18 protein-coding genes are annotated in these 19,749 nt (G+C 69.0%); 6 read left to right on the top strand and 12 right to left on the bottom strand.

Annotation, left to right across the window (positions count from 1 at the left end):
* The first annotated feature begins 80 nt into the window (after positions 1-80).
* Both ABTV10_RS12830 and ABTV10_RS12825 read left to right on the top strand, forming a co-directional pair.
* Positions 81-1,199, top strand: a complete 1,119-nt coding sequence (locus ABTV10_RS12830) for an NAD(P)/FAD-dependent oxidoreductase (protein WP_499027434.1) — start codon at positions 81-83, stop codon at positions 1,197-1,199.
* Between the two features lie 292 nt (positions 1,200-1,491).
* Positions 1,492-3,387 carry an alkyl/aryl-sulfatase gene (locus tag ABTV10_RS12825; RefSeq protein WP_499027432.1) on the top strand — a complete coding sequence of 632 codons (1,896 nt, stop codon included), beginning with the start codon at positions 1,492-1,494 and terminating at the stop codon, positions 3,385-3,387.
* A 33-nt stretch (positions 3,388-3,420) separates the two neighbouring features.
* Here the strand turns inward: ABTV10_RS12825 and ABTV10_RS12820 are convergent, their stop codons facing one another.
* The 3 genes from ABTV10_RS12820 to ABTV10_RS12810 are packed head-to-tail and all read right to left on the bottom strand — an operon-like array spanning position 3,421 to position 6,853.
* Positions 3,421-4,269 carry an ABC transporter ATP-binding protein gene (locus tag ABTV10_RS12820; protein WP_499027430.1) on the bottom strand — a complete coding sequence of 283 codons (849 nt, stop codon included), beginning with the start codon at positions 4,267-4,269 and terminating at the stop codon, positions 3,421-3,423.
* Positions 4,266-5,381 carry a FecCD family ABC transporter permease gene (locus tag ABTV10_RS12815; RefSeq protein WP_499027428.1) on the bottom strand — a complete coding sequence of 372 codons (1,116 nt, stop codon included), beginning with the start codon at positions 5,379-5,381 and terminating at the stop codon, positions 4,266-4,268. Before ABTV10_RS12815 ends, ABTV10_RS12820 begins: the two co-directional genes overlap by 4 nt.
* Positions 5,378-6,853, bottom strand: a complete 1,476-nt coding sequence (locus ABTV10_RS12810; protein WP_499027426.1) for an iron chelate uptake ABC transporter family permease subunit — start codon at positions 6,851-6,853, stop codon at positions 5,378-5,380. The genes ABTV10_RS12815 and ABTV10_RS12810 overlap by 4 nt, the downstream gene beginning before the upstream one ends.
* A gap of 168 nt (positions 6,854-7,021) precedes the next feature.
* Here ABTV10_RS12810 and ABTV10_RS12805 point away from each other — a divergent pair, with 168 nt between their 5' ends.
* Positions 7,022-7,768 carry a hypothetical protein gene (locus ABTV10_RS12805; RefSeq protein WP_499027424.1) on the top strand — a complete coding sequence of 249 codons (747 nt, stop codon included), beginning with the start codon at positions 7,022-7,024 and terminating at the stop codon, positions 7,766-7,768.
* A 166-nt stretch (positions 7,769-7,934) separates the two neighbouring features.
* Here ABTV10_RS12805 and ABTV10_RS12800 read toward each other — a convergent pair whose 3' ends face one another.
* Positions 7,935-8,288, bottom strand: coding sequence for an MmcQ/YjbR family DNA-binding protein (locus ABTV10_RS12800; RefSeq protein ID WP_499027422.1), 354 nt, complete (start codon positions 8,286-8,288; stop codon positions 7,935-7,937).
* Between the two features lie 17 nt (positions 8,289-8,305).
* A complete protein-coding gene (locus ABTV10_RS12795; protein WP_499027420.1) occupies positions 8,306-8,596 on the bottom strand; it encodes a hypothetical protein in 291 nt (96 codons plus the stop codon).
* Between the two features lie 439 nt (positions 8,597-9,035).
* On the opposite strand from ABTV10_RS12795, the gene ABTV10_RS12790 reads away from it, so the two are divergent.
* Together ABTV10_RS12790 and ABTV10_RS12785 are read left to right on the top strand one after the other, a co-directional pair.
* On the top strand, positions 9,036-9,497 hold the full coding sequence (locus ABTV10_RS12790) for a PaaI family thioesterase (protein WP_433604212.1): 462 nt from the start codon (positions 9,036-9,038) through the stop codon (positions 9,495-9,497).
* A 564-nt stretch (positions 9,498-10,061) separates the two neighbouring features.
* Positions 10,062-10,211, top strand: a complete 150-nt coding sequence (locus ABTV10_RS12785) for a hypothetical protein (protein WP_499027418.1) — start codon at positions 10,062-10,064, stop codon at positions 10,209-10,211.
* Between the two features lie 394 nt (positions 10,212-10,605).
* On the opposite strand, the gene ABTV10_RS12780 is transcribed toward ABTV10_RS12785, so the two are convergent.
* The 6 genes from ABTV10_RS12780 to ABTV10_RS12755 all read right to left on the bottom strand — a co-directional run bounded on the left by ABTV10_RS12780 (position 10,606) and on the right by ABTV10_RS12755 (position 18,304).
* Complete coding sequence (locus ABTV10_RS12780) at positions 10,606-11,250, bottom strand: RES family NAD+ phosphorylase (RefSeq protein WP_499027417.1); 645 nt, start codon at positions 11,248-11,250, stop codon at positions 10,606-10,608.
* Between the two features lie 9 nt (positions 11,251-11,259).
* Positions 11,260-11,856 (bottom strand): hypothetical protein, encoded by a 597-nt coding sequence (locus tag ABTV10_RS12775; RefSeq protein ID WP_499027415.1) that lies wholly within the window; start codon positions 11,854-11,856, stop codon positions 11,260-11,262.
* 420 nt (positions 11,857-12,276) lie between these two features.
* Entirely contained in the window at positions 12,277-13,647 is a 1,371-nt protein-coding gene (locus ABTV10_RS12770; protein WP_499027412.1) for an NAD(P)/FAD-dependent oxidoreductase, read from the bottom strand.
* 163 nt (positions 13,648-13,810) lie between these two features.
* Complete coding sequence (locus ABTV10_RS12765) at positions 13,811-15,271, bottom strand: MFS transporter (RefSeq protein ID WP_499027410.1); 1,461 nt, start codon at positions 15,269-15,271, stop codon at positions 13,811-13,813.
* A 416-nt stretch (positions 15,272-15,687) separates the two neighbouring features.
* Positions 15,688-16,713 carry a tyrosine-type recombinase/integrase gene (locus ABTV10_RS12760; RefSeq protein ID WP_499027409.1) on the bottom strand — a complete coding sequence of 342 codons (1,026 nt, stop codon included), beginning with the start codon at positions 16,711-16,713 and terminating at the stop codon, positions 15,688-15,690.
* 91 nt (positions 16,714-16,804) lie between these two features.
* On the bottom strand, positions 16,805-18,304 hold the full coding sequence (locus tag ABTV10_RS12755; protein ID WP_499027407.1) for an adenylate/guanylate cyclase domain-containing protein: 1,500 nt from the start codon (positions 18,302-18,304) through the stop codon (positions 16,805-16,807).
* Positions 18,305-18,617: 313 nt separating this feature from the next.
* Here ABTV10_RS12755 and ABTV10_RS12750 point away from each other — a divergent pair, with 313 nt between their 5' ends.
* Positions 18,618-18,851, top strand: coding sequence for a metallothionein (locus tag ABTV10_RS12750; protein WP_280760422.1), 234 nt, complete (start codon positions 18,618-18,620; stop codon positions 18,849-18,851).
* 7 nt (positions 18,852-18,858) lie between these two features.
* Here the strand turns inward: ABTV10_RS12750 and ABTV10_RS12745 are convergent, their stop codons facing one another.
* Positions 18,859-19,632 (bottom strand): SigB/SigF/SigG family RNA polymerase sigma factor, encoded by a 774-nt coding sequence (locus ABTV10_RS12745; protein ID WP_499027404.1) that lies wholly within the window; start codon positions 19,630-19,632, stop codon positions 18,859-18,861.
* Positions 19,633-19,749 lie beyond the last annotated feature (117 nt).

The following is a 19,749-nucleotide window of genomic DNA, read 5'->3' as shown; positions in this document are numbered from 1 at the left end:
GCATTGGAGTTATCGGAAAGGGCGGTCTAGCGTCGGCCGGCATCGGGGTATCGCCGTCATTCCTGGAAGGGGTAGAGGCCGTGGATGCGCAGGTTGTCATAGCGGGTGCCGGGTACGCGGGGGTCGTCGCGGCCAAACGATTGCTGTCGAAGGACCCGCGTCTGCGCGTGACGGTCGTCAATCCTCGCCCAGAGTTCGTCGAGCGCGTCCGCCTGCACCAACTCGCGGCCGGGAACCACGCCGCAACCGTGCCGCTGTCGGCCGCACTGCATCCGCACGCGCGGTTGGTGATCGGTACCGTCGCGTCGATCGACGCGGACAGGCAGGCCGTCCATCTGACCGGCGGGGACACCGTCTCGTACGACCACCTGGTCTACGCGGTCGGCAGCACATCCGGGCGCGAAGACATCGACGGCGCGCGTGAACATGCCTTCGCCGTCGCCGAATACGAGTCCGCACGGGCATTGCGGCACCGGTTGGCCGCATTGCCCGCCGGCGCCCCCGTCGTGGTGGTCGGTGGCGGACTCACTGGCATCGAGACCGCCGCGGAACTGGCCGAGCAACTGCCGGCGCTGTCCGTCACGCTCGTCTCGAGCGGTCGGATCGCCGGCGAGCTCCACGACACGGCTCGGACGAGAATCCTGCGGGCGCTCATGTGCCAGTCCGTCGAGGTCATCGAGGAATGCCGGGCGACACGCGTCGACGAACACAGCGTCCAACTCGCCGACGGCAGGGCACTGGGGGCGGAATGCGTGATCGTCGCGACGGCAACCGCCGTACCCGAGCTGGCCCGCAGGAGCGGGCTGCCGACGGACGCGAGCGGGCGACTTCAGGTCGACGACACGTTGACGTGCCTGAGCCTCCCGAGCATCGTCGGCGCCGGGGACGCTGTCTCGATCGACGGGGCGCCGCTGCGGATGAGCTGTCAGGCGGCCATCCCACTCGGAGCGCACGCGGCAGACACCATCCTTCGGCGGATCGACGGCAGCGCGCCGAGAGCGGTCGAGCCCAAGTTCGTCGGGCGATGCATCAGCCTGGGGCGGCGGGCGGCGGTCGTCCAGCGAACCGACGCCGATGATCGCCCGCGCAACACCGTCATCGGTGGCCGCGCCGGCGCACTGGTCAAGGAGCAGGTCTGCGCGTACACCCTGAGCTGGGGGATCAATCCGCGCCGACCGGTGCTCTCCAGCTGGTCGTGAGGCCGCGCCGCCGGAACGGCCGATCCGATCTCCGCGTCGATTTCCGTCAGTCATGTGAGGAAGGAACCCAGAAATGTTGGTGCACGCGATCGACACGCTGCTTGTCCTGTGCGTACTGCTTGTCGGATGGTTCATGGGTTACGTGATCTATCGCCTGGTGACGGACGAGTCGTCGAACACGTGACTCGCGCCGCGGTTCACCCGGCTCGGATGAGGCTCGGACGGTCCTCGGGGTGCCACGCTGCGACAGCGTCCGGAAGTCGGCACAGCGGGGAACGGCGAGAGGGGAAGCATGACCAGTCAGTCGGATGTCTCGAAGACCGTGCAGGCCAGGCACGCGGAGGCGCTGAATGGGCTGCCGTTCGACGACAGCCAGGACTTCGCCGACGCGCAGCGGGGATTCATCGCCGCGTTGGATCCGGCCGTCGTGAAGAACAGCGACGGCGTGGTCGTCTGGGACAGCACCTCGTTCGCGTTCCTCGACGAGGACTGCCCGGAGACGGTGCATCCGAGCCTGTGGCGCCAGTCCCGGCTGTGTGCGATGCAGGGCCTGTACGAGGTCACCGCGGGGATCTACCAGATCCGCGGCCTGGACCTGTCGAACATGACGCTCGTCGAGGGCGACACCGGCGTGATCGTGATCGACCCGCTGATCTCCGCGGAAACCGCTGCCGCGGGCCTGGCGCTGTACCGGGAACAGCGCGGCGACCGGCCCGTGGTCGGCGTGATCTTCTCGCACTCGCACATCGACCACTTCGGCGGCGTCAAGGGCGTCACCACCGAAGAGGACGTCGCCGCGGGCCGCTGCCCGATCCTGGCGCCGGTCGGTTTCGTCGAGCACGCGGTCTCCGAGAACGTGTATGCGGGTACGGCGATGGGCCGGCGCGCGGCCTACATGTACGGGGCGGCGCTGCCGCGCGGGCCACTCGGCGCTGTCGGGTCGGGACTCGGCCCCACCACCTCGACCGGCATGCCGACCCTGATCACCCCGACCGTCGACGTCGACCACACCGGTCAGACGGAGACGATCGACGGTGTCCGCATCGAGTTCCAGATGACGCCGGGCACCGAGGCGCCGTCGGAGATGAACTTCTTCTTCCCGGACCGGCGGGCGCTGTGCATGGCGGAGAACGCCACCCACACGCTGCACAATCTGTTGACCCTGCGCGGGGCGCTGGTGCGGGATCCGCACGTGTGGGCGAAGTATCTGACGGAGTCGATCAACCGGTACGCCGCAGACTCCGATGTGCTCTTCGCCTCGCACCACTGGCCGACGTGGGGCACCGAGCGGCTCACCGAGTTCCTGTCGCTGCAGCGCGACCTGTACGGGTACCTGCACGACCAGACGCTGCGCGCGATCAACCGGGGCTCCACCGGCATCGAGATCGCGGAAGGCCTCGAGCTGCCGCCGGCCGTGGCGCGCGCGTGGCACACACACGGCTACTACGGTTCGGTCAGCCACAACGTCAAGGCGATCTACCAGCGCTACATGGGCTGGTTCGACGGCAACCCGGCCACGCTGTGGGAGCATCCGCCGGTCGAGGCCGCCAAGCGGCACGTCGAGTTCATGGGCGGCAGCGCCGAGGTGCTGGCCAAGGCGCGGAAGTCGTACGCGGACGGCGACTTCCGCTGGGTCGCGCAGGTCCTGAACTACGTGATCTTCGCCGAGCCCGGCAACGCCGAGGCGAAGGCACTGCAGGCCGACACCCTCGAGCAGCTCGGGTTCGGGGCGGAGAACGGGACGTGGCGCAACTTCTTCCTCATGGGCGCCTACGAACTCCGGAACGGACCCGTGGGGACGCCGACGGTGACCGACTCCCCGGACATCGCCGGAGCCCTGTCGGTGGAGCAGGTGTTCGACGCGATCGCGCTACGGATCGACGGACCCCGCGCGTGGGCCGCCGACATCACGATCGACTGGCGCATCACCGACGCAGGCATCGACCACCGGACCAGCCTGCGCAACGGGCTGCTGGTGCACTTCGACGTCGAGGGCGAGACGTCCGCGCCCCACGCGCGGTTGACGCTGTCCCGTCAGGACCTCATCGCCGCCGTCGTCGGTGGAGCGGACGTGGCGGGCCTGATCGCCGCCGGCAACATCACCGCCGACGGTGATGTCGGCAAGCTGACCGAACTGATCGGCTACCTGGACTCACCGGACCCGGACTTCGCGATCGTCACGCCGTGACGTCCCGGGCCGAATCGGTCCGGCGCGTGGCGCTCACTCCGCGCGCGTCGGACCGCCCACCGCGCCGTACACGTGCCGGGTGCCGATCGGCACGATCAGCGGACGGTCGGAGACGGGGTCGTCGATGACCGCGGCCTCGAGTCCGAACACCTCGTCGAGCAGTTCCGACGAGATGACGTCCTGCGGCTTGCCCGACGCGACGATCCGGCCCTGCGACATCACGATCAGGTGGTCGCTGTAGCGGACGGCGAGGTTGAGGTCGTGCAGCACCATGATCACGGTGCGGCCCATCTCCTCGTGCATGCGGTCGACGAGGTCGAGCACCTCCACCGAGTGCGACAGGTCGAGGTAGGTGGTCGGCTCGTCGAGCAGCAGGATGTCGGTGCCCTGCGCGAGCGCCATCGAGATCCACGCCCGTTGCCGCTGTCCGCCCGAGAGCTGGTCGACGGGACGGTCCGCGAGGTCGGCGACGCCGGTCAGCGCGAGCGCGCGGGCCACCTCGCCTTCGTCGTCCGACGACCACTGCCGGATCCACGACTGGTGCGGGTGCCGTCCGCGGGCCACCAGGTCGGCGACGGTGAGCCCCTCGGGGGCGACCGGGGACTGCGGCAGCATGCCCAGCGTGCAGGCCACGTCCTTGGTGCGCATCGTGCTGATGGCCTTGCCGTCGAGCAGCACGGTCCCGGCACGCGGCTTGAGGAGCCGGCCCAGGGCGCGCAGCATCGTCGACTTACCGCAGCCGTTGGGGCCGATGACGGTGGTGATGACGCCCGTGGGGATCTCCACGTCGAGTCCCTCGACGATCACCCGGTCGCCGTAGCCGAGCGTGAGGTTCTCGGCGACGAGACGCGGCGCGGGGGCGGGGTGAGCCGTGGTGGTCATGCCGAGACCTTCCGGTTGTTGCGGACGAGCAGGTACAGGAGGAACGGACCGCCGAGCGCGGACGTCACGATGCCGACGGGAAGTTCGACGGGCAGGATCGTGCGGGCGATGATGTCGCTGCCGACGACCAGCACGGCGCCGGTGAGCCCGGAGGCGATGATCGGCGGTCCCGCCGAGCGGACCAGACGCATCGCCACCTGCGGGGCGGCGAGCGCGACGAACCCGACGGGGCCGGCCGCGGCGGTGGCGATGGCCGCGAGGATCACCGACGCGAGCAGCAGCTTGGCCTGCTCGGACTGCTGCCGCACGCCCAGCGAGCGGGCGTTGTCGTCGCCCAGGCGCAGCGCGCCGAGCGTGAACGTCGAGACGACCGCCCAGCCGCCGATGATCACCAGCGCGATCGCCACCGGCCACACCTGGGTCCAGCCGGCGCCGTTGAGCGAACCGTTGAGCCACACCTTGGCGCGGGAGACGTCGTTGATGTCGGCGGAGATCAGCAGCCACCCGGTGACCGCGATGAGCATGGCGTTGATGCCGATGCCGATGAGGATCAGCCGGTAGCCCTCGACGCCCTTGCGCCACGCGAGCAGGTAGATCACCGCCGCGGTCAGCAGGCCGCCGAGCAGTGCCGCGAGCGGGATGCCGAGGGTCGCGAGCAGCCCGACGAACGACCCGCCGCCGCCGAGCACGATCAGCGCGACCGCGGCGGCGCTGGCCCCGGAGGTGATGCCGAGGATGTCGGGGCTGGCCAGCGAGTTGCGGGCGATCGACTGCGTGATCGCGCCCGAGATGCCGAGCGCGACGCCGATCAGGACGGCGGTCAGCGCGCGCGGCAGGCGCAGGTCCATGACGATGAACCGCTGCACCTTGGAGCCGCCGCCGAACAGCACGTTGGTGACCTCGGGCACCGAGAGCGGGAAGTCGCCGCGGCCGATGCCGACGCACACCAGCAGGAACAGGGCCACCGCCAGCACGACGTTGACCACGATCATGTACGGCCGCAGCACCAGTGAGACCGGGCCGAGTCGGAACGCCGGCCGCGACGGCACCGTGGTGGGATCGTCGTGCGCGACGGCGGTCTCGGGATCGGTGGTGGGTTCGAGGACGCTCACAGGCTGGCCAGCTTCCTGCGCCGAACCAGCGCGATGAAGAACGGGGCACCGAAGACGGCCAGCACGATGCCGACCTGCAGCTCGCCCGGCCGCACGACCACGCGGCCGATCACGTCGGCCATCACCAGCATGAGGCCGCCGAGCAGGCCCGCGTACGGGACGAGCCAGCGGTAGTCGGGGCCGGTGATCGCGCGCGCGACGTGCGGGACGACCAGGCCGATGAACGCGATCGGCCCGCACGCGGCGGTGGCGGCGCCGGTGAGCAGGGTGATCGCGACGATGCCAATGGTCCTCGACACGGCGACGTTGGTGCCGAGCGACCGGGCGACGTCCTCGCCGAGGCTGAGCACGTTGAGGCTCGGCGTGCTGGCGAGCGCGATGAGCAGGCCGACGATCAGGAACGGCAGCACCTGCCAGAGGATGTCGAAGCCCCGGCCGGCCACCGAACCGACGACCCAGAACCGGTAGCCGTCGAGGCTGGTCTGATCCAGTAGTACGACGGCGTTCGTCATCGCCTGCAGGAAGAACGCCACCGCCGCGCCGGCGAGCGCGAGGCTCAGCGGACTGGCCTTGCCGTTACCGATCGACGACAGGCCGAACACGGTGATCGACGCGAGCGCGGACCCGGCGAATGCGAACCACAGGTACTCGCTCGGCGCGGTCAGGCCCAGGGCGTAGATCGCCAGCACGACCAGGAACGCTGCGCCCGCATTGAGGCCGAGCAGTCCCGCGTCGGCGAGCGGGTTGCGGGTGTGGCCCTGGATGAGGGCGCCGGCGACGCCGAGCGCGATGCCGACGACCAGACCGAGGAGCGTGCGGGGGACGCGCAGGGACCGCACGATGATGTCCGTCTCGCTGCCGGACGCCTGGAACAGCGCGTGGAAGATCTCGTCGAAGGACAGCGGCCGGGCGCCCACGGCGATGCTCGCGAACAGCACCAGCAGCAGCAGGGCGGTGAGCGCCGCCAGTCCCAGGAGTCGGCGGCGACGCACCGCGGCGAGCGACGAGTCGGGCGCGATCGGCTCGAATCCGTCTGCGCGGGCCGTGGATTCGCGGACCACCTCGGCGCCGCGGTCCCACCACCGGCGCAGCGCCCGGCGGACGCCGATCGGCGCACCGGTCTCGGCGTCCCGGGTGACGAGACCGCACCAGCCCTTGCCGACCGTGGTGCCGCCGTTGCCCTCACGGAAGCCGCGATTCCAGACGAAGACTCCGATCGCGACGGCCAGCGCCGCACCGCCGAACACCGCACGGTCGGCCTCGCCGCCGCCATTCGCGTCGGCGAGGGAGTCGACCAGGTACCAGCCGATCACGAGGGGGATCGCGACGACGACGAGATCGACGAGGTTCGCGAGCACCCGCAGGTGCCACGGGGCTGGACCCTCCGGGACGACGTCCTTGCCGAAGTCGTTGGGCGCGTGGTGGTGCCTCGACGCGTCCGGATTCGAGTCCGGGAGGCGGGTCGTCGTCACGGCTGGGGTGCTCCTAGGAAAAGCAAAATGCTGTCTCGCGTCAGGTTACGGAAGCCTAACCGAAGATGCGACGGCGGGATCCGGTGTGCGGCACGAGTGGACGGGCGGGCGGGCAATATGGTTAGGCTAGCCTAAAGTCAGGCTAGGTGATCGACGCTCGATGGAGGCATGGTGTCCGTGAACGCGCAGGCTCAGTTCAGTACGTCCGAGAGCGCGGCCCTCGCGGAATCCTGTCTCCGACTGCGCGACATATCGCCGGACTACCCGCGCGTATACGCCGTCGCGGTGATGTCCCAGCAGGGCAAGCGCAGATGGTGGCCGATCGCGGCGTGCGCCCGCACCGAGGAGTCGCCGGCGGACCTGCCGAAGGATCGCGTCGGGCAGATGTACGCACACATGCTCGCGGATCTGCGCTCGCCGCGCGCCGCCGCGGCCCAGGTGGCCGCCGCGCTCGTGCACGCGGTCGTCGGTCGCGTGGCGGCGCTGGTCGTCCTCGACGGGCGGGCCTGGGATCCGGGGGTGGACAACCTGTGGGTCCACATGGACAACGACTGCGGCATCGACTGGGCCGGCGTCGTCGACGGGACGCTGCGCGTGCTGCCGGACGATCCGCTCGCCGGCTCCCGCCATGTCGTCACGGTGCCGTGCGAGCGGGCGCTGCTGGTGTGGACCGTGCACCGGTGCCTCACCTCGCTCGCCGCGATCCGGTACGCGCTGGACGCGACGGCGCCTGTCGATGCGACCCGGTTCGCGGCGCTCGTCGCCGACGCCGTCCTCGGCGCCGCGACGCACGTGCCGATCCGCGCGGGATCGTCGCGTGCGGTGGCGGGGCGGCGCGGGCAGGGCCTTCTCGACGCCTTCGAGGCGGCCGGAGTGCCGGTCCGGGCCCGCGCGGTGCTCGCGACGGCGTGCTGACGGCGGGGGTTGCTGATTTAGGGCAGCCTTGCCTATACTGAACCGGTCAATACTGCTGGACCGTGCCGGAGTCCTGAGGGCTGCAGCGACTCCCGGTCCCTTCCACGGCGGGTTCCGCGCACTGCGCGCGGGACCCGCCGTCTCGTCCGTTCCACACTCGATTCGTTCAGAGGGCGGCGACGTAGTCGTGGGCCTCGCGGGCGGCGTGGCGCCACGTGGTGAGCGTTCCGTCGAGATCGTCGTCGTCGACGAGGAAGGCCACCCATTCCTTCATCGTCCGCTTGCCCATCGTGACTTCCCGGGCGGCTCCCGCCTGCACGACCTCCTCCGCGCGCTGGTGCGGCAGCTTGACGATCAGACGGCGGTCGCCGCCGAGGAACGCGAAGATCTTCCCGGAGACCCGCAGGCCCGGGCTGCGGAACATGGTGCCGAATTCGACATCGGGCTCGCGCAGGAACTCGGCGGCGAGGTCGTCGAGCAGTGCCCGCGCCGAGTCGGCAACCTCGGATGCTTCACCCATGCTTCCCTCCCTCGGCGTTACGCGGAGGGGATCACGCGGAACATCCCGCAACCGTTTCCGCCCACGCTCGTCTGGAACTTTGCCACCGGCGTACCGGTTCCGTCGAGCACGGTGTACTCGTCGAAGTCCGACACGATCGTCAGGGGGCATCGGTACAGCGACGGGTCGGTCGAATAGGGAAGCGACACCAGGATCTTCCGCGTCTCGTCGGCGTCCGCGACGACCGACGGCGGCGGATCGAGGTGGCCGGCCATGCCGTCCTTGTTCGGCGCGGAGGCCACTGCCGGGTCGCCATCGCTACTGTGCACGTAGTGGCAGCGAACGAGCGAGGCCTCGGGAGTGGTCGGGGCCGTCTTGTAGGCGAGGAGCCATTCCCGTCCGTTGAGGTTGCCTTCGTCGCCGTACCTCGATCCCGCGGCGCATGCTCCGATCCAGGGACCGCGGCACTCGCGGCGGGTTCGGCGGCCGGACTGTCCGTGCCGCAGCCGACGAACGCGAACGATGAAATCAAGACGGCGATCCCGACGGGTACAGCGGTCCGGCGAATACGCGAGACGGTGGCATATTTAGCGACGCTAAACGGCAGCGGGCCGTCTACGTGGGGTTTTCGCGAATCCGACGCCGTCGAACCGGCCGTGCGACGGGGTCGGTTGCCCCGCGGGCGGCGGTGTGGATCACTATGACGAGGTACATATTCGGCAGGCGGTCGCGTCGAGGCGACGGCCCGGACGGCGGATGGAGCAACATATGGCGAGCGAGGCAGAGCACGCATTCGTGCTGGGGGACGATGCGGAACCGGCCGAGGTCAACGCGTTCCTCAACAAGGGCTTCGGGGAAGCGCTCGGTCTCGATTTCACCGAACTGACCCCCGACCGCGTCCGCGCGCAGTGGAAGGTCACGCCCGCGCTCCATCAGCCGTGGGGGATCATGCACGGCGGCGTGCACTGCGCCGTGATCGAATCCGTCGCCAGCATCGCCGGCTCCCTCTGGCTCGGCGACCGCGGCCACGTCGTCGGCGTCAACAACAACACCGACTTCCTCCGCGCCACCCGCGACGGGGTCCTGTTCGCCGAGGCGAGCCCCGTGCATCGGGGGCGCACTCAGCAGTTGTGGCTCGTGACGATCACCGACGAGCAGGAGCGGGTGGTCGCACGCGGACAGGTCCGCCTGCAGAACATCACCGAGACGGCCGCGCTCGGCAACAAGTGATTTGAGGTTGCGCCTGTCGGGCGTAGCCGTCGCAGTCCCCGGCAGGCAACTGCGGGTTCGTTGGTAGTGCATCCATTAGCAATCGTCATAACTACGCGGAGTCCCACCAAGGAGCGTCAGACACCCCGGCTGCGGTCGCCGGCGATCCAGCGGGCATGACGCCCACGCGCGTGTCGCGGGCCAGAGGCGAACATGGCGATGGCGCTTATCGGGGAGCGGCGCGTCTACGTCGAGGGTGAACTGGTCGGCACGCTGGAGTTCTGACTATCGATTCGTCCTTCGGCTGGCCCACGCGTGTGAGCCACCCGAAGTTGTCTCGCCCGTCTCCCGTGACCCGGCGGGCCTCGTCGCGGGAGAGTCCAAAAGCGCATGCTGAGGCGCGATGCCCTCCGCAGCGAGTCCGAGAATCACTCCGTTGTCGTTGGATCGGACCACGATCTGATCGCGCAGGGCCGGTCGGCCCAGTCGATTCTCGATGAGATGGGCCTCCCGTATCTGCGAGTAGCTGATCAGCGGCGCCCTTCGAGTTCGCCAAGTGTCACGTGCGTCCCGCGCCAGGTGAGCGTGGAATCCGCGCGCACGACCGTGCCGTACGAGCCCTCGAGTAGTTCCTCCGAGTCGAACGGTGGCCCGAAGAAGGCCGCAGCCATGAAGAAGCAGGCCCGGACCCTCAAGGCGGCCGACGTCGAGATACTCCGTAAGAGCGTCGAATGAATACCGATGTCGAGGAGCGGTTCCAGGACCGCTGCGACGACGGGTACGGCGACCGGTCCGAGCGTGAGCGCAAGCGCCGCCTGGGGCGCCGCCCGTCGGACAACAAGATGGTCACTGCGATGGTTCTCCTCCCTCGAAGCTATCGCGGAGAACGACACGTACAACGACCGCCTTGACGAGCGCCTCCCAAGAGCGCGCCCGCCGCCGCAACAGCTGAAGCCCGTAGCTTACGTCTCCCGGGTATGACCTCATGTCTCCCGGGGATGCCGCTGCCCGGAGGGGATACGTGGTGGAACTAGGACTCTGACCTGCTGAAATGTAGCTCGGCTTGCGTCCCACTCGCGTGCGCGTGAAGAGATCGACTGAGGGGAGTGCTGGGCGGGGCCGCGGCCGATCAGGCGAGGGAGTATCCGATTCGGCGGGCCGCACCAGCGAGCCGCGATGCAAGCGCGGGGTGGTCGAGAGGCAGCGACAGTTCCGGGGCAGGGGGAAACGCCGCGGCTGCGGGGGTGAACAAGGCCAGGCACAGTCCGCCGGCGAACCGCCCTCGGTAAACGAGGCCGTCGAGCACGGGGTGGGCGGCGCGGATCGCGCGGGCCCAGTGCTGGGCGATCCCGTGGGCAGCGGTACCGAGCGCGAAGTTCCCTCCCACACGGGTGGGCCACCGGCCGTCACCGAATCCACCGACGTCCAGAAGGCGGAGGGGACGGGTGAACCGAAGTCCGGTCAGATACGGCGATCCGGCTGTGCGGTCAATGACTCGCGTCGCCTGGAACATCTCCGCGAGAGCACCGGGCACGTCGTCGGCGCCGTACCAAACACCGTGGCGCGGATGGTTCTGGCGCGGTCGCGGATGTGGATCGAACCTCAAGAGCGGCCCGAACGTGCGCAACTCGTTCCACGCCAGCACGTGGTCGCCGCTGGTGCGGTGCGCACGCCAGATCACCGCCTCGGTCGGCAGCTCGAAGTACTCGTCACCGTCGATGTCGGCCGCTCGGAGCGCATCGACGCTCGGCGGGCAGGGGAGGGAAGTCGCCATTCGCGCCGTTCAGGCCCACTGGAAGGCGTCGACGACGTCGAGAGCCTGCCGCGTGTCGCCGCCACCAGTCAGCCAGTCGATGATCGGCACTTCGACGTTCTCCAGGCGCAGATCGGGCTGCGGCGTCGTGAGCAGTCCGAGCACCGTCAGTGGATGCACGTCCTCGGGCAGCGTGGCCAAGACGACGTCGAGACCCGGCACCTGGCCGCTGTCGGTGAACTGGATCGCGGGCAGCAGCAGCCGGTGAGCACGCTTGATCGCCCACAGACTCCGGTCCCCGGCACGCTGACGAACCCGAGATGTGGACACCCCGAGCCGCTCCGCGGCCTCATCGACGGTCAGAGCTGTCTCCATCAGCTCCCGCATCCGCGCCTGCCGATCGGCCACTGCCGCGGCAACTGCCAACGGTGACACAGTGAATTCGGCCGCGTCGAGGAGAGCGGCGTCGTGCGCACTGAGTTCCGACGCCGGGTGGGTCGCTTCCTTCAACGCGTGCAGGATGGGCACCAGGAGTCGACGGTCGACTGTCGACGTGCCGAGCGCGCTGGCGGCCGCGGCCTCGAAGTCGAGGTCGCCAGCCAGGTATCGGTCTTCCACGCTGGTCACCGACACCACCTCCTCACAGTCACTAACAGTATATCTAGCTGTTAGCTCCGCGTCTGCCTTGTTTCTACGCCCTCGGCCACGGCGAGCTGAAGCGCCGCACCCGCGCCGTGCGGGATCCCGCACGATCCGCACCCTGCCGCTGGGGCGGCGATCGATTTCGCGCAGCTGCAGCCAGCAACGAAAGTCGTGTACGCGGAGGCGTCGGCGACGGTCAACGCCCGCTTCAAATATTGTCTGTGCTGGGGTTAGGGGTCGTGCTGCTGATGGGCGCGGTGACGTCGGCGGTGATGGCACCGGAAACCTCCCACCTTGCGCTCGAGGATTGCGTCTGAGCCCGGTGACGCGACCACCGAACGCGGATCCCCGCCCGGCTCAGTACCGGGCGGGGATTCCCATGCGTCTGAATCCAGAGAGGTGGCGTCAGCCGGCTTCGCGTGATTCGGTGGCCCGGCGCACGCGGCTCTGCTCCTGGAGGATGTCGATCGCGTTGCGCGCGAACACCTGCTGCTCGGTCGACGCCATCTGCGCACGCCCGCGACCGAGGAACGAGACGGTCCACGAGATCACCGTCGACAGGCGGCTGCGGAATCCGATCAGGTACATCAGGTGGATGACGAGCCACATGATCCAGCCGATGAACCCGCTGATCTCGAGCTTGCCCACCTTCGCGACGGCGCTGTGCCGGGAGATCGTCGCCATCGAGCCCTTGTCGAAGTACTTGAACGGCTGCCGATCCTCGGGTCGGGCACCGTCCAACCCCGCCCGAATCTCCCTGGCCGCATACTTGCCGCCCTGCATCGCCACCTGCGCCAGGCCGGGCAGCTTGTCCAGCGACATCATGTCGCCGATGACGAACACGTTCGGATAACCGGGCAACGTGAGGTCCGGATTGACGTGGACCCGGCCGGCCCGGTCCACCTCGGCGCCGGACTGCTCACCCAACTGCCGGCCCAGCGGGCTGGCCTGCACGCCCGCCGACCACACCTTGCACTGCGCCTCGACCCGCGTCTCGGTGCCGTCCTTGCTCTTGACGACCAGCCCGTTCACGTCGACGTTCGTCACCATCGCGTTCAGCAGGATCTCCACGCCCAGCTTCTCGAGCCGCTCGGCGGCCTTGCGGCTGAGCTTGCCGCCGTAGACCGGCAACACGGCGGGCGCGCCGTCGACGAGGATCACCCGCGAATCGCGGGGATCGATCCGCCGGAACGCGCCCACCAGCGTGCGGTGCGCGAGTTCGGCGATCTGCCCGGCCATCTCCACGCCGGTCGGCCCCGCCCCGACCACGACGAACGTGAGCAGACGTGCGCGTTCCTCGGGGTCGTCGGACAGTTCGGCCTGCTCGAACGCCCCGAGGATCCGCCCGCGGAGCTCGAGCGCGTCGTCGATCGTCTTCATCCCGGGCGCGAACTCGGCGAAGTGGTCGTTGCCGAAGTACGACTGCCCGGCTCCGGCGGCGACGATCAGCGAATCGAACTCGGTGACGGTCTCGCGGTCGAGGAGCCGCGAGGTGACCTTGCCGGCGGCGAGGTCGATCGTCTCGACGTCCCCGAGGAGCACTTCGACGTTCTTCTGCTTGCGGAGCACCATCCGGGTGGTCGGGGCGATGTCGCCGACCGACAGGATCCCGGTCGCCACCTGATAGAGCAGCGGCTGGAACAGGTGATGCGTCGTCCGCGCGACGAGCGTGACGTCCACGTCGGCGCGTTTGAGTGCCTGGGTGGCGAACAGCCCACCGAAACCGGATCCGATGACCACGACGCGATGACGGGCTTGTGCCGCGGGGGTGCTCATTCCGCGCTCCTCGAAGGTCGGCGAAAAGTGCTGTCTCTGTCACCGTAGCCGCCGGGTGCCCCGTCGTCCCGTCAACTCGGTCGCCCTCGGACAGACCTGCCGAAACGCCGATGGGCGGGGATACCTCCCACCGCCCATCGGCTCGGTTCTCACGATGTACGGGTCACGCGTCCGCGAGGGCGCTGCCGCGACGGATCAGCAACGTGAACCCGATCGTGACGAAGCCGAGGACGACCATCATGGTCGCGACGGTGTTGAGGCCGCTCACCGCCGGCGCGGCATTGCCGGCGGCGACGGCCGACGACGTCAGCAGCATCGTCGCGATCGACGTGCCGATGCCCTGTCCGCCGGTACGCAGCACCGAGTTGGTGCCGGTCGCCTCGCTGGTGTTGCTCTCCGGCACCGCCTCGACGATCAGGTTCGGCAGCGCGGTGTACGCGAACGCCGTGCCGATCGAGACCGTGATGATCATCGCCACCATGCCGGCCACCGAGTCGTGGAACGCGATGAGCATCGCGCTGCTGAGCGTGAACAGCGCCGTGCCGAGCAGCATCGAGGCGCGGGAGCCGACGGCCCGCGAGATGCGCCCACTGAGCGGGGTGCACACGAAGCCGAACATCGACCCGATGAACGACAGCCAACCGGCGTTCGTGGCGGAGATGCCGAGACCGAACGGCGCGGTCGTGGGGGACTGCAGGATCATCGGGATGATCATGGTGCTGATGCCCATGGGGCCCACGGCGATCGAGAGGGTCGCGAGCATCGTCAGCGCTACCTTGCGGTCGGTGAACAGGCGCACGTTGACGATGGGGTCGGTCACCCGCAGCTCCCACAGCACCCACAGGGCGAGCACCACGAGACCACCGACGATCAGGCCGAGTGTCTTCACGTCGGTCCACCCCCACGCACCCGACTTGTTGATGCCCAGCAGCACCGCCGCGATGGCCGGCGCGAACGCGATCGTGCCGAGGTAGTCCACCCTCTGCGTCGTTCCCGTCGGCGGACGCCACGGCAGCACGAACAGCACCAGCAGCAGCGCCATCACCGCGTACACGGCGGCGACGACGAAGATCATGTGCCAGCTCGCGTGGTCGAGCATCACGCCGGCCACGAGGAGCGACGCGGATCCGGCGGCGACGGCGGAACCCGAGATGATTGCCACGGCGACCGGCACCTTCGCCGCCGGTAGGTGTTCGCGCGCCAGGCCGATGCACAGCGGCAGGATCGCGCCCGCGACACCCTGGATGGCACGTCCGACGATGATGCTGCCGATGCTGTCGCCGATCGCGCTGATGAACGAGCCGAGCGCCGCGGCGGCCAGAAGGACGACGAGCACCCGCTCGCGCCCGTACATGTCACCGAGACGGCCACACACCGCGGCCGACGCGGCCGCGACCAGAAGGAAGGCCGTCACGGCCCACCCGACGGTGGCGGCGTCGCTGTGGAACTCCCGGATGAACGTCGGGATCGCGGCGTACACCATCGAGGTCTCGAAGGCGCTGATGATCTCGACCAACACGAGAACGGTGATGATCACCCATGCGGGGCGCTGACGGTTGAACCGTCCACGCCCGCGGGCGGCGGGAGCCGCGACCGTGGCGTGGGCGTCTGCGGTTGCTGTCACTGAAGTAGATGTCCAGACTCTTGACTGGCCCGGAATACGGGCTGTGGTGCGTGAATTCGAGAGAATCGCGAGGTCGTCGCGTCAACGGGCCGAGAGCGGCCGTGGGTGGGCGACGCTGCTGTTCCGTGGGTCACAGTGTGGCAACTCACTATCGACGCACCGCGTCCGTGCGCACTCAGTGAGACCCCACCGCGACGCGCGCAACACGGACGAACTGGGAGGATGGTGAAAAGGCCTGGTGGCGGCGCTGTATGGAGCTGCGCCGGCGACGGCGGGACTCTCGCTGGCCGGGATCGCAGAACAGGATCCGAGCCCCCTGTGTATCGGGTCCGGCGGCGGCCACGGCGGACACACCGTCGGCAAGTGTCGCAGCTGATCCGCCGTCTCGGTGTGGAATCGCCGAAATTCGGGTGCGGTCAGCTCCCGTCCAGCAGCCGGTACAGCGGATTCCGCGCCGCCGCCTCGCGCACCCCGGTGCCCGCGCCCTCGGTGTACACCTGAGTGGTGTTCATCGACTCGTGGCCGAGCATTCGCATCAGGGTGAAGATGCTGACGTTCTCGTCGGCCATGTTGGTGGCGAAAGTGTGCCGGAATTGATGCGTCAGAGCCCCTTTGGCGCGCTCGCCGTTGATGCCCGCACGCCGATAGGCGCGCAGCACGCGGTACTGCAGCGTCCCACGGGTGATGCGTTCGCCGTCCGCCCCGACGAACAGGGGATCGGTGCTGCGAAAGTGCTGCCACGCCGTCGCATCCGACGGAACCCGACGCTTGGTCGAGCCGGGAAACCGCTCGATCCGCGACTCCAGGTAGCCGGTCAACGCGGCCACCAGCGCGGGTTCCGCCGTCGCGACCCGCTCCTTGCTGCCCTTGCCGCGCACCAGGATCACCTTGGCCGACCCAGCCGTGGCGTCAACCGCGCCGCGCACGTCCCCGATGTCGACCGCGATCAACTCCGACGACCGCATCCCGGTCAGCAGCGCGGTCAGGATGATCGCGAAGTCGCGTTCCCCCCACGGCCGCACACCGTCGGTGTCGTCCTCCTGCAGCGTCTCGATGAGCCGGGCGACCGCGTCGGACGGAAGAGCCTTGGGAATCCGCTTGGGCGCCTTGGGGCGCAACACCGCCGACATCGGATTCGCGACGATCGCGTCGAGCGAGAAGAGGAAGTCGCACAGCGTGTTCCAGGTGGACCAGCAGCGACGGATCGACGCCACCTCGTGCGTCGCGGCGAACGACGCGAACGCCTGCTGCATCGACGGCTTGGTGATCACGTCCAGCGGCAACTCGCCCGCCGGAACCCCGGCCTGCTGAGCGAGGAATTCGCAGATCCCCGCATAGTCCTGCCGATACGCCTTGAGGGTGTGCGGCGACGGCTTCGCCGTGCTGCGGTGCAGCAGGAACTCGCCGAACCAGGCGTCGAGTAGTCGTCGATCGTCGCTCACGCCGGTCCGCTCCAATGTCCTTCCGCTGCCCCTCGACTCGTACGGATCAGCACATGTGTTCGATCCGTACCTCGAGCAGTGTATAGGCAGTTCACTCCGACGCGGACCGGCGCCGCCGCACACCGCGGTCGGACAGCCGGACCACGGTGCGCACCAGACGCGGGGCGCCGCGCGCCGCCCCCAGGAACAGGCGGTCGAGCAGGTTCGGTGCCGGTGGCCCGTCGCACGGCCACGGTCTGTCGGACTCGTCGGGATCGGCGTTATCCACCCCGAACAGCGGCCACGTCCCGGGAACACCGCGGAGCGTGTGGACGCCCCGATCGACGAACCCCAGCCCCGAACCCTGCGCGAGATCGCACACTGTCCGGGAGACGAGCACCTCGCCCGGACGCGCGACCCCGCACGTGCGGGCCCCGATGTGCACGGTCATCCCCGTCAGATCCGAGCCGTCGTGCTCGACGACCCCCGAATGCACCCCGCACCGGACCCTCAGGCCGAGGGCGGACAGGGCCGACCGGATGCGATCCGCGCAACGAACCGCAGTCACCGGGCCGTCGAAGACACTGAACGTGCCGTCGCCGACCACGTTGACGACGCGGCCGCCCGCAGCCTCGACCAACTCGTGCACCTGCCGTTCGTGCGCCGCCCGGACATCCCGATAGGCGAGATCCCCGATGCGGGCGAGCAGCTCCGTGGACCCCACGAGATCGGTGAACAGCACGGTGGCGAGAAACTCGTCCGCCTCGACGGGGCGGTCGGCGCCCGTCGCCGCCAGCTCCAACTCGTCGAACGCCGGAATCAAGGCCTCGCCGAGCGACGAACCCCGCACCGTCTCCGGCAGCCATTGGAACGTCGCACGCGGTATCCGGTCGGCCACATACCGGGCGACGTCCTCCGGGACCGGACCGGACGGCACCAGCAGCACGCGCGTCGGCGCCTGGATCGCCGGCAGCATCGACGAGTAGTCCGATCGGAGCGACTTCTCGAGGTAGGCGCGGGCCGTGGCGGGGGTGGCCGAGCAGCGCTCCATCATCGCCATGATCCGCCGATTCCTGGGGGAGTCGAGCACCGGATCCCACATGGCCAGGCTCATGCCCGACCCCCACTCGTCGAACGCGGAGCGCCAGCCGTCGACGAACCGCGCCCGCGAACGTGCCGTCCACCCGTGCGGGACATTGGAAGTGACCAGCGCCTCGGCGAACGGCTGCACCAGAACCAGCCCGGCGACCCGCTCCGGCGAACGCGCAGCGACCAGGGACAGCGGGGCGCACGTGCTCGCTACGCCGCCCATGGTCGCCGACGCCATGCCCAGTTCGTCCATGACGGCGACGATGTCGTCGGCCTTCTCCTCGATCGTCGGGATGTGGCCGACCGGATCCGACATGCCGAGACCACGGCACTGGAAGTACGCGGTCCGTGAGTAGGTGGAGCCGCGCTCGAGGAGGTAGTGGATGTGGGGATCGGTCCACATCAGATCGAGATGGAGATTGATCTCCAGGAACCAGAGGGCATCATGGCCGTCCGCCCCGACGACCTGGTAGGCGAGAGCACGCCCGCCGCGCTGGACGTACCGCGTCACCGGTGGGTCCACTCGTTCAGAATAGCCGCACGTCCACCGCATTTCGCGCGGCGTGCAATCCGGGTGGCCGGGGCGAAGGGGGTGCTTCACCCTCAATTTCACCCCATTCCAGCTTTCGCTGAACGACCTGCTCTCGCTAACTTCATATCGCCAGGCACACCCCCCGACGTGTGCCTGGCTTCAACTTTCCGACGTCCCGTTGCCTGCGCGTCCGCGGGGGTAGCGGGACGTCGTCGTATCCGGATCCGCGTGTAGTGCCTCCGCGTCCGGGGTATCCACCTCCCACGCCGGTCGGGCCCGGCCGGCTCGGACGAGGAGGCGAACGATGTCGACCTGCGAGACGTGTGGCAACGACTACGACAAGGCATTCACGGTCATCATGGGGGACCGTCGGGGGGTTTTCGACAGCTTCGAATGCGCGGCGCAGGCAATGGCCCCGGTCTGTGGCCACTGCGGCTGCCGCATCCTCGGTCACGGCGTCGAGGACGAGAGCCGCATCTTCTGCTGCGCCAACTGCGCGCGGAGGGCGGGGCACGAACAACTCGTCGATCGCGTCTGAGTGCCTGTCACCGCTCCAGTTGGTCGCGAAGCGTCGCGAGGGAGCGGGCCAGCAAGCGAGACACGTGCATCTGCGAGATCCCGACCTCCTCGGCGATCCGGCTCTGCGTGAGATTCCCGAAGAACCGCATGAGGACGATTCGGCGCTCGCGGTCGGGGAGAGCGGCGAGCGCGGGGCGCAGCGTCTCGTGGGCCTCGACTGCCTCGAGACGGGAGTCGTCGTCACCGAGGACGTCGGCCAGGGGGTGATCGTGGACGCGGCTGCCGGCAGCCGCGTCCACCGACACCGTCTGATAGGCGTTCGCGGCCAAGAGACCCTCCGCGACGTCGCCCTCACCGATCTGCAACTCGGTGGCGATCTCGTGCGGTGTGGGGGGACGGCCCAGCCGCTGCGAAAGGAGCGCGACCGACCGCGTGATCTCGAGATGCAACTCCTTGACACGGCGGGGCACTCGCACCGCCCACCCGGTGTCCCTGAAGTGCCGTCGGACCTCGCCCATCATCGTAGGGACCGCGAACGCCACGAAATCGGATCCCACCCGCACGTCGTACCGATTGACGGCATTGACCAGCCCGACGCGGGCGACCTGGACGAGGTCGTCGTGGAATTCGCCCCGGCCGTCGAACCTGCGCGCGATGTGGTCGGCGAGGGGGAGGCAGCGGGTGACGACGGAGTCGCGCAGCTTCCGGTACCGCGGATCCGTGTGGTCGAGCGTCGCCATCGATTCGAAGACCGGATCCACGTCACGGTATTCGTCAGTGTGCTCGACCGGGCGGGTCACACGATCGCCCCGCACGGTCGACGGGGGGAGTGGAACGGTGGTCCCGCACGATCTGTATGCCCCGCATCATGTTCGGGTGCGGCGTACCTCACGTGTCCTCCATTCGGCCGGACATCG

Source organism: Paraburkholderia sp. RHO2 (assembly GCF_050955445.1).
GTDB classification, from domain to species: Bacteria; Actinomycetota; Actinomycetes; order Mycobacteriales; family Mycobacteriaceae; genus Prescottella; species Prescottella agglutinans_A.
Note: the sequence above shows the minus strand (reverse complement) of the source record. Positions and strands in the feature narration are given on the sequence as shown.

Coding starts and splice junctions, on each gene's coding strand:
- ABTV10_RS12805 (WP_499027424.1), top strand. CDS start 7,022: ATGGTGTCCGTGAACGCGCAGGCTCAGTTCAGTACGTCCGAGAGCGCG.
- ABTV10_RS12825 (WP_499027432.1), top strand. CDS start 1,492: ATGACCAGTCAGTCGGATGTCTCGAAGACCGTGCAGGCCAGGCACGCG.
- ABTV10_RS12800 (WP_499027422.1), bottom strand. CDS start 8,288: ATGGGTGAAGCATCCGAGGTTGCCGACTCGGCGCGGGCACTGCTCGAC.
- ABTV10_RS12790 (WP_433604212.1), top strand. CDS start 9,036: ATGGCGAGCGAGGCAGAGCACGCATTCGTGCTGGGGGACGATGCGGAA.
- ABTV10_RS12780 (WP_499027417.1), bottom strand. CDS start 11,250: ATGGCGACTTCCCTCCCCTGCCCGCCGAGCGTCGATGCGCTCCGAGCG.
- ABTV10_RS12750 (WP_280760422.1), top strand. CDS start 18,618: ATGTCGACCTGCGAGACGTGTGGCAACGACTACGACAAGGCATTCACG.
- ABTV10_RS12820 (WP_499027430.1), bottom strand. CDS start 4,269: ATGACCACCACGGCTCACCCCGCCCCCGCGCCGCGTCTCGTCGCCGAG.
- ABTV10_RS12770 (WP_499027412.1), bottom strand. CDS start 13,647: ATGAGCACCCCCGCGGCACAAGCCCGTCATCGCGTCGTGGTCATCGGA.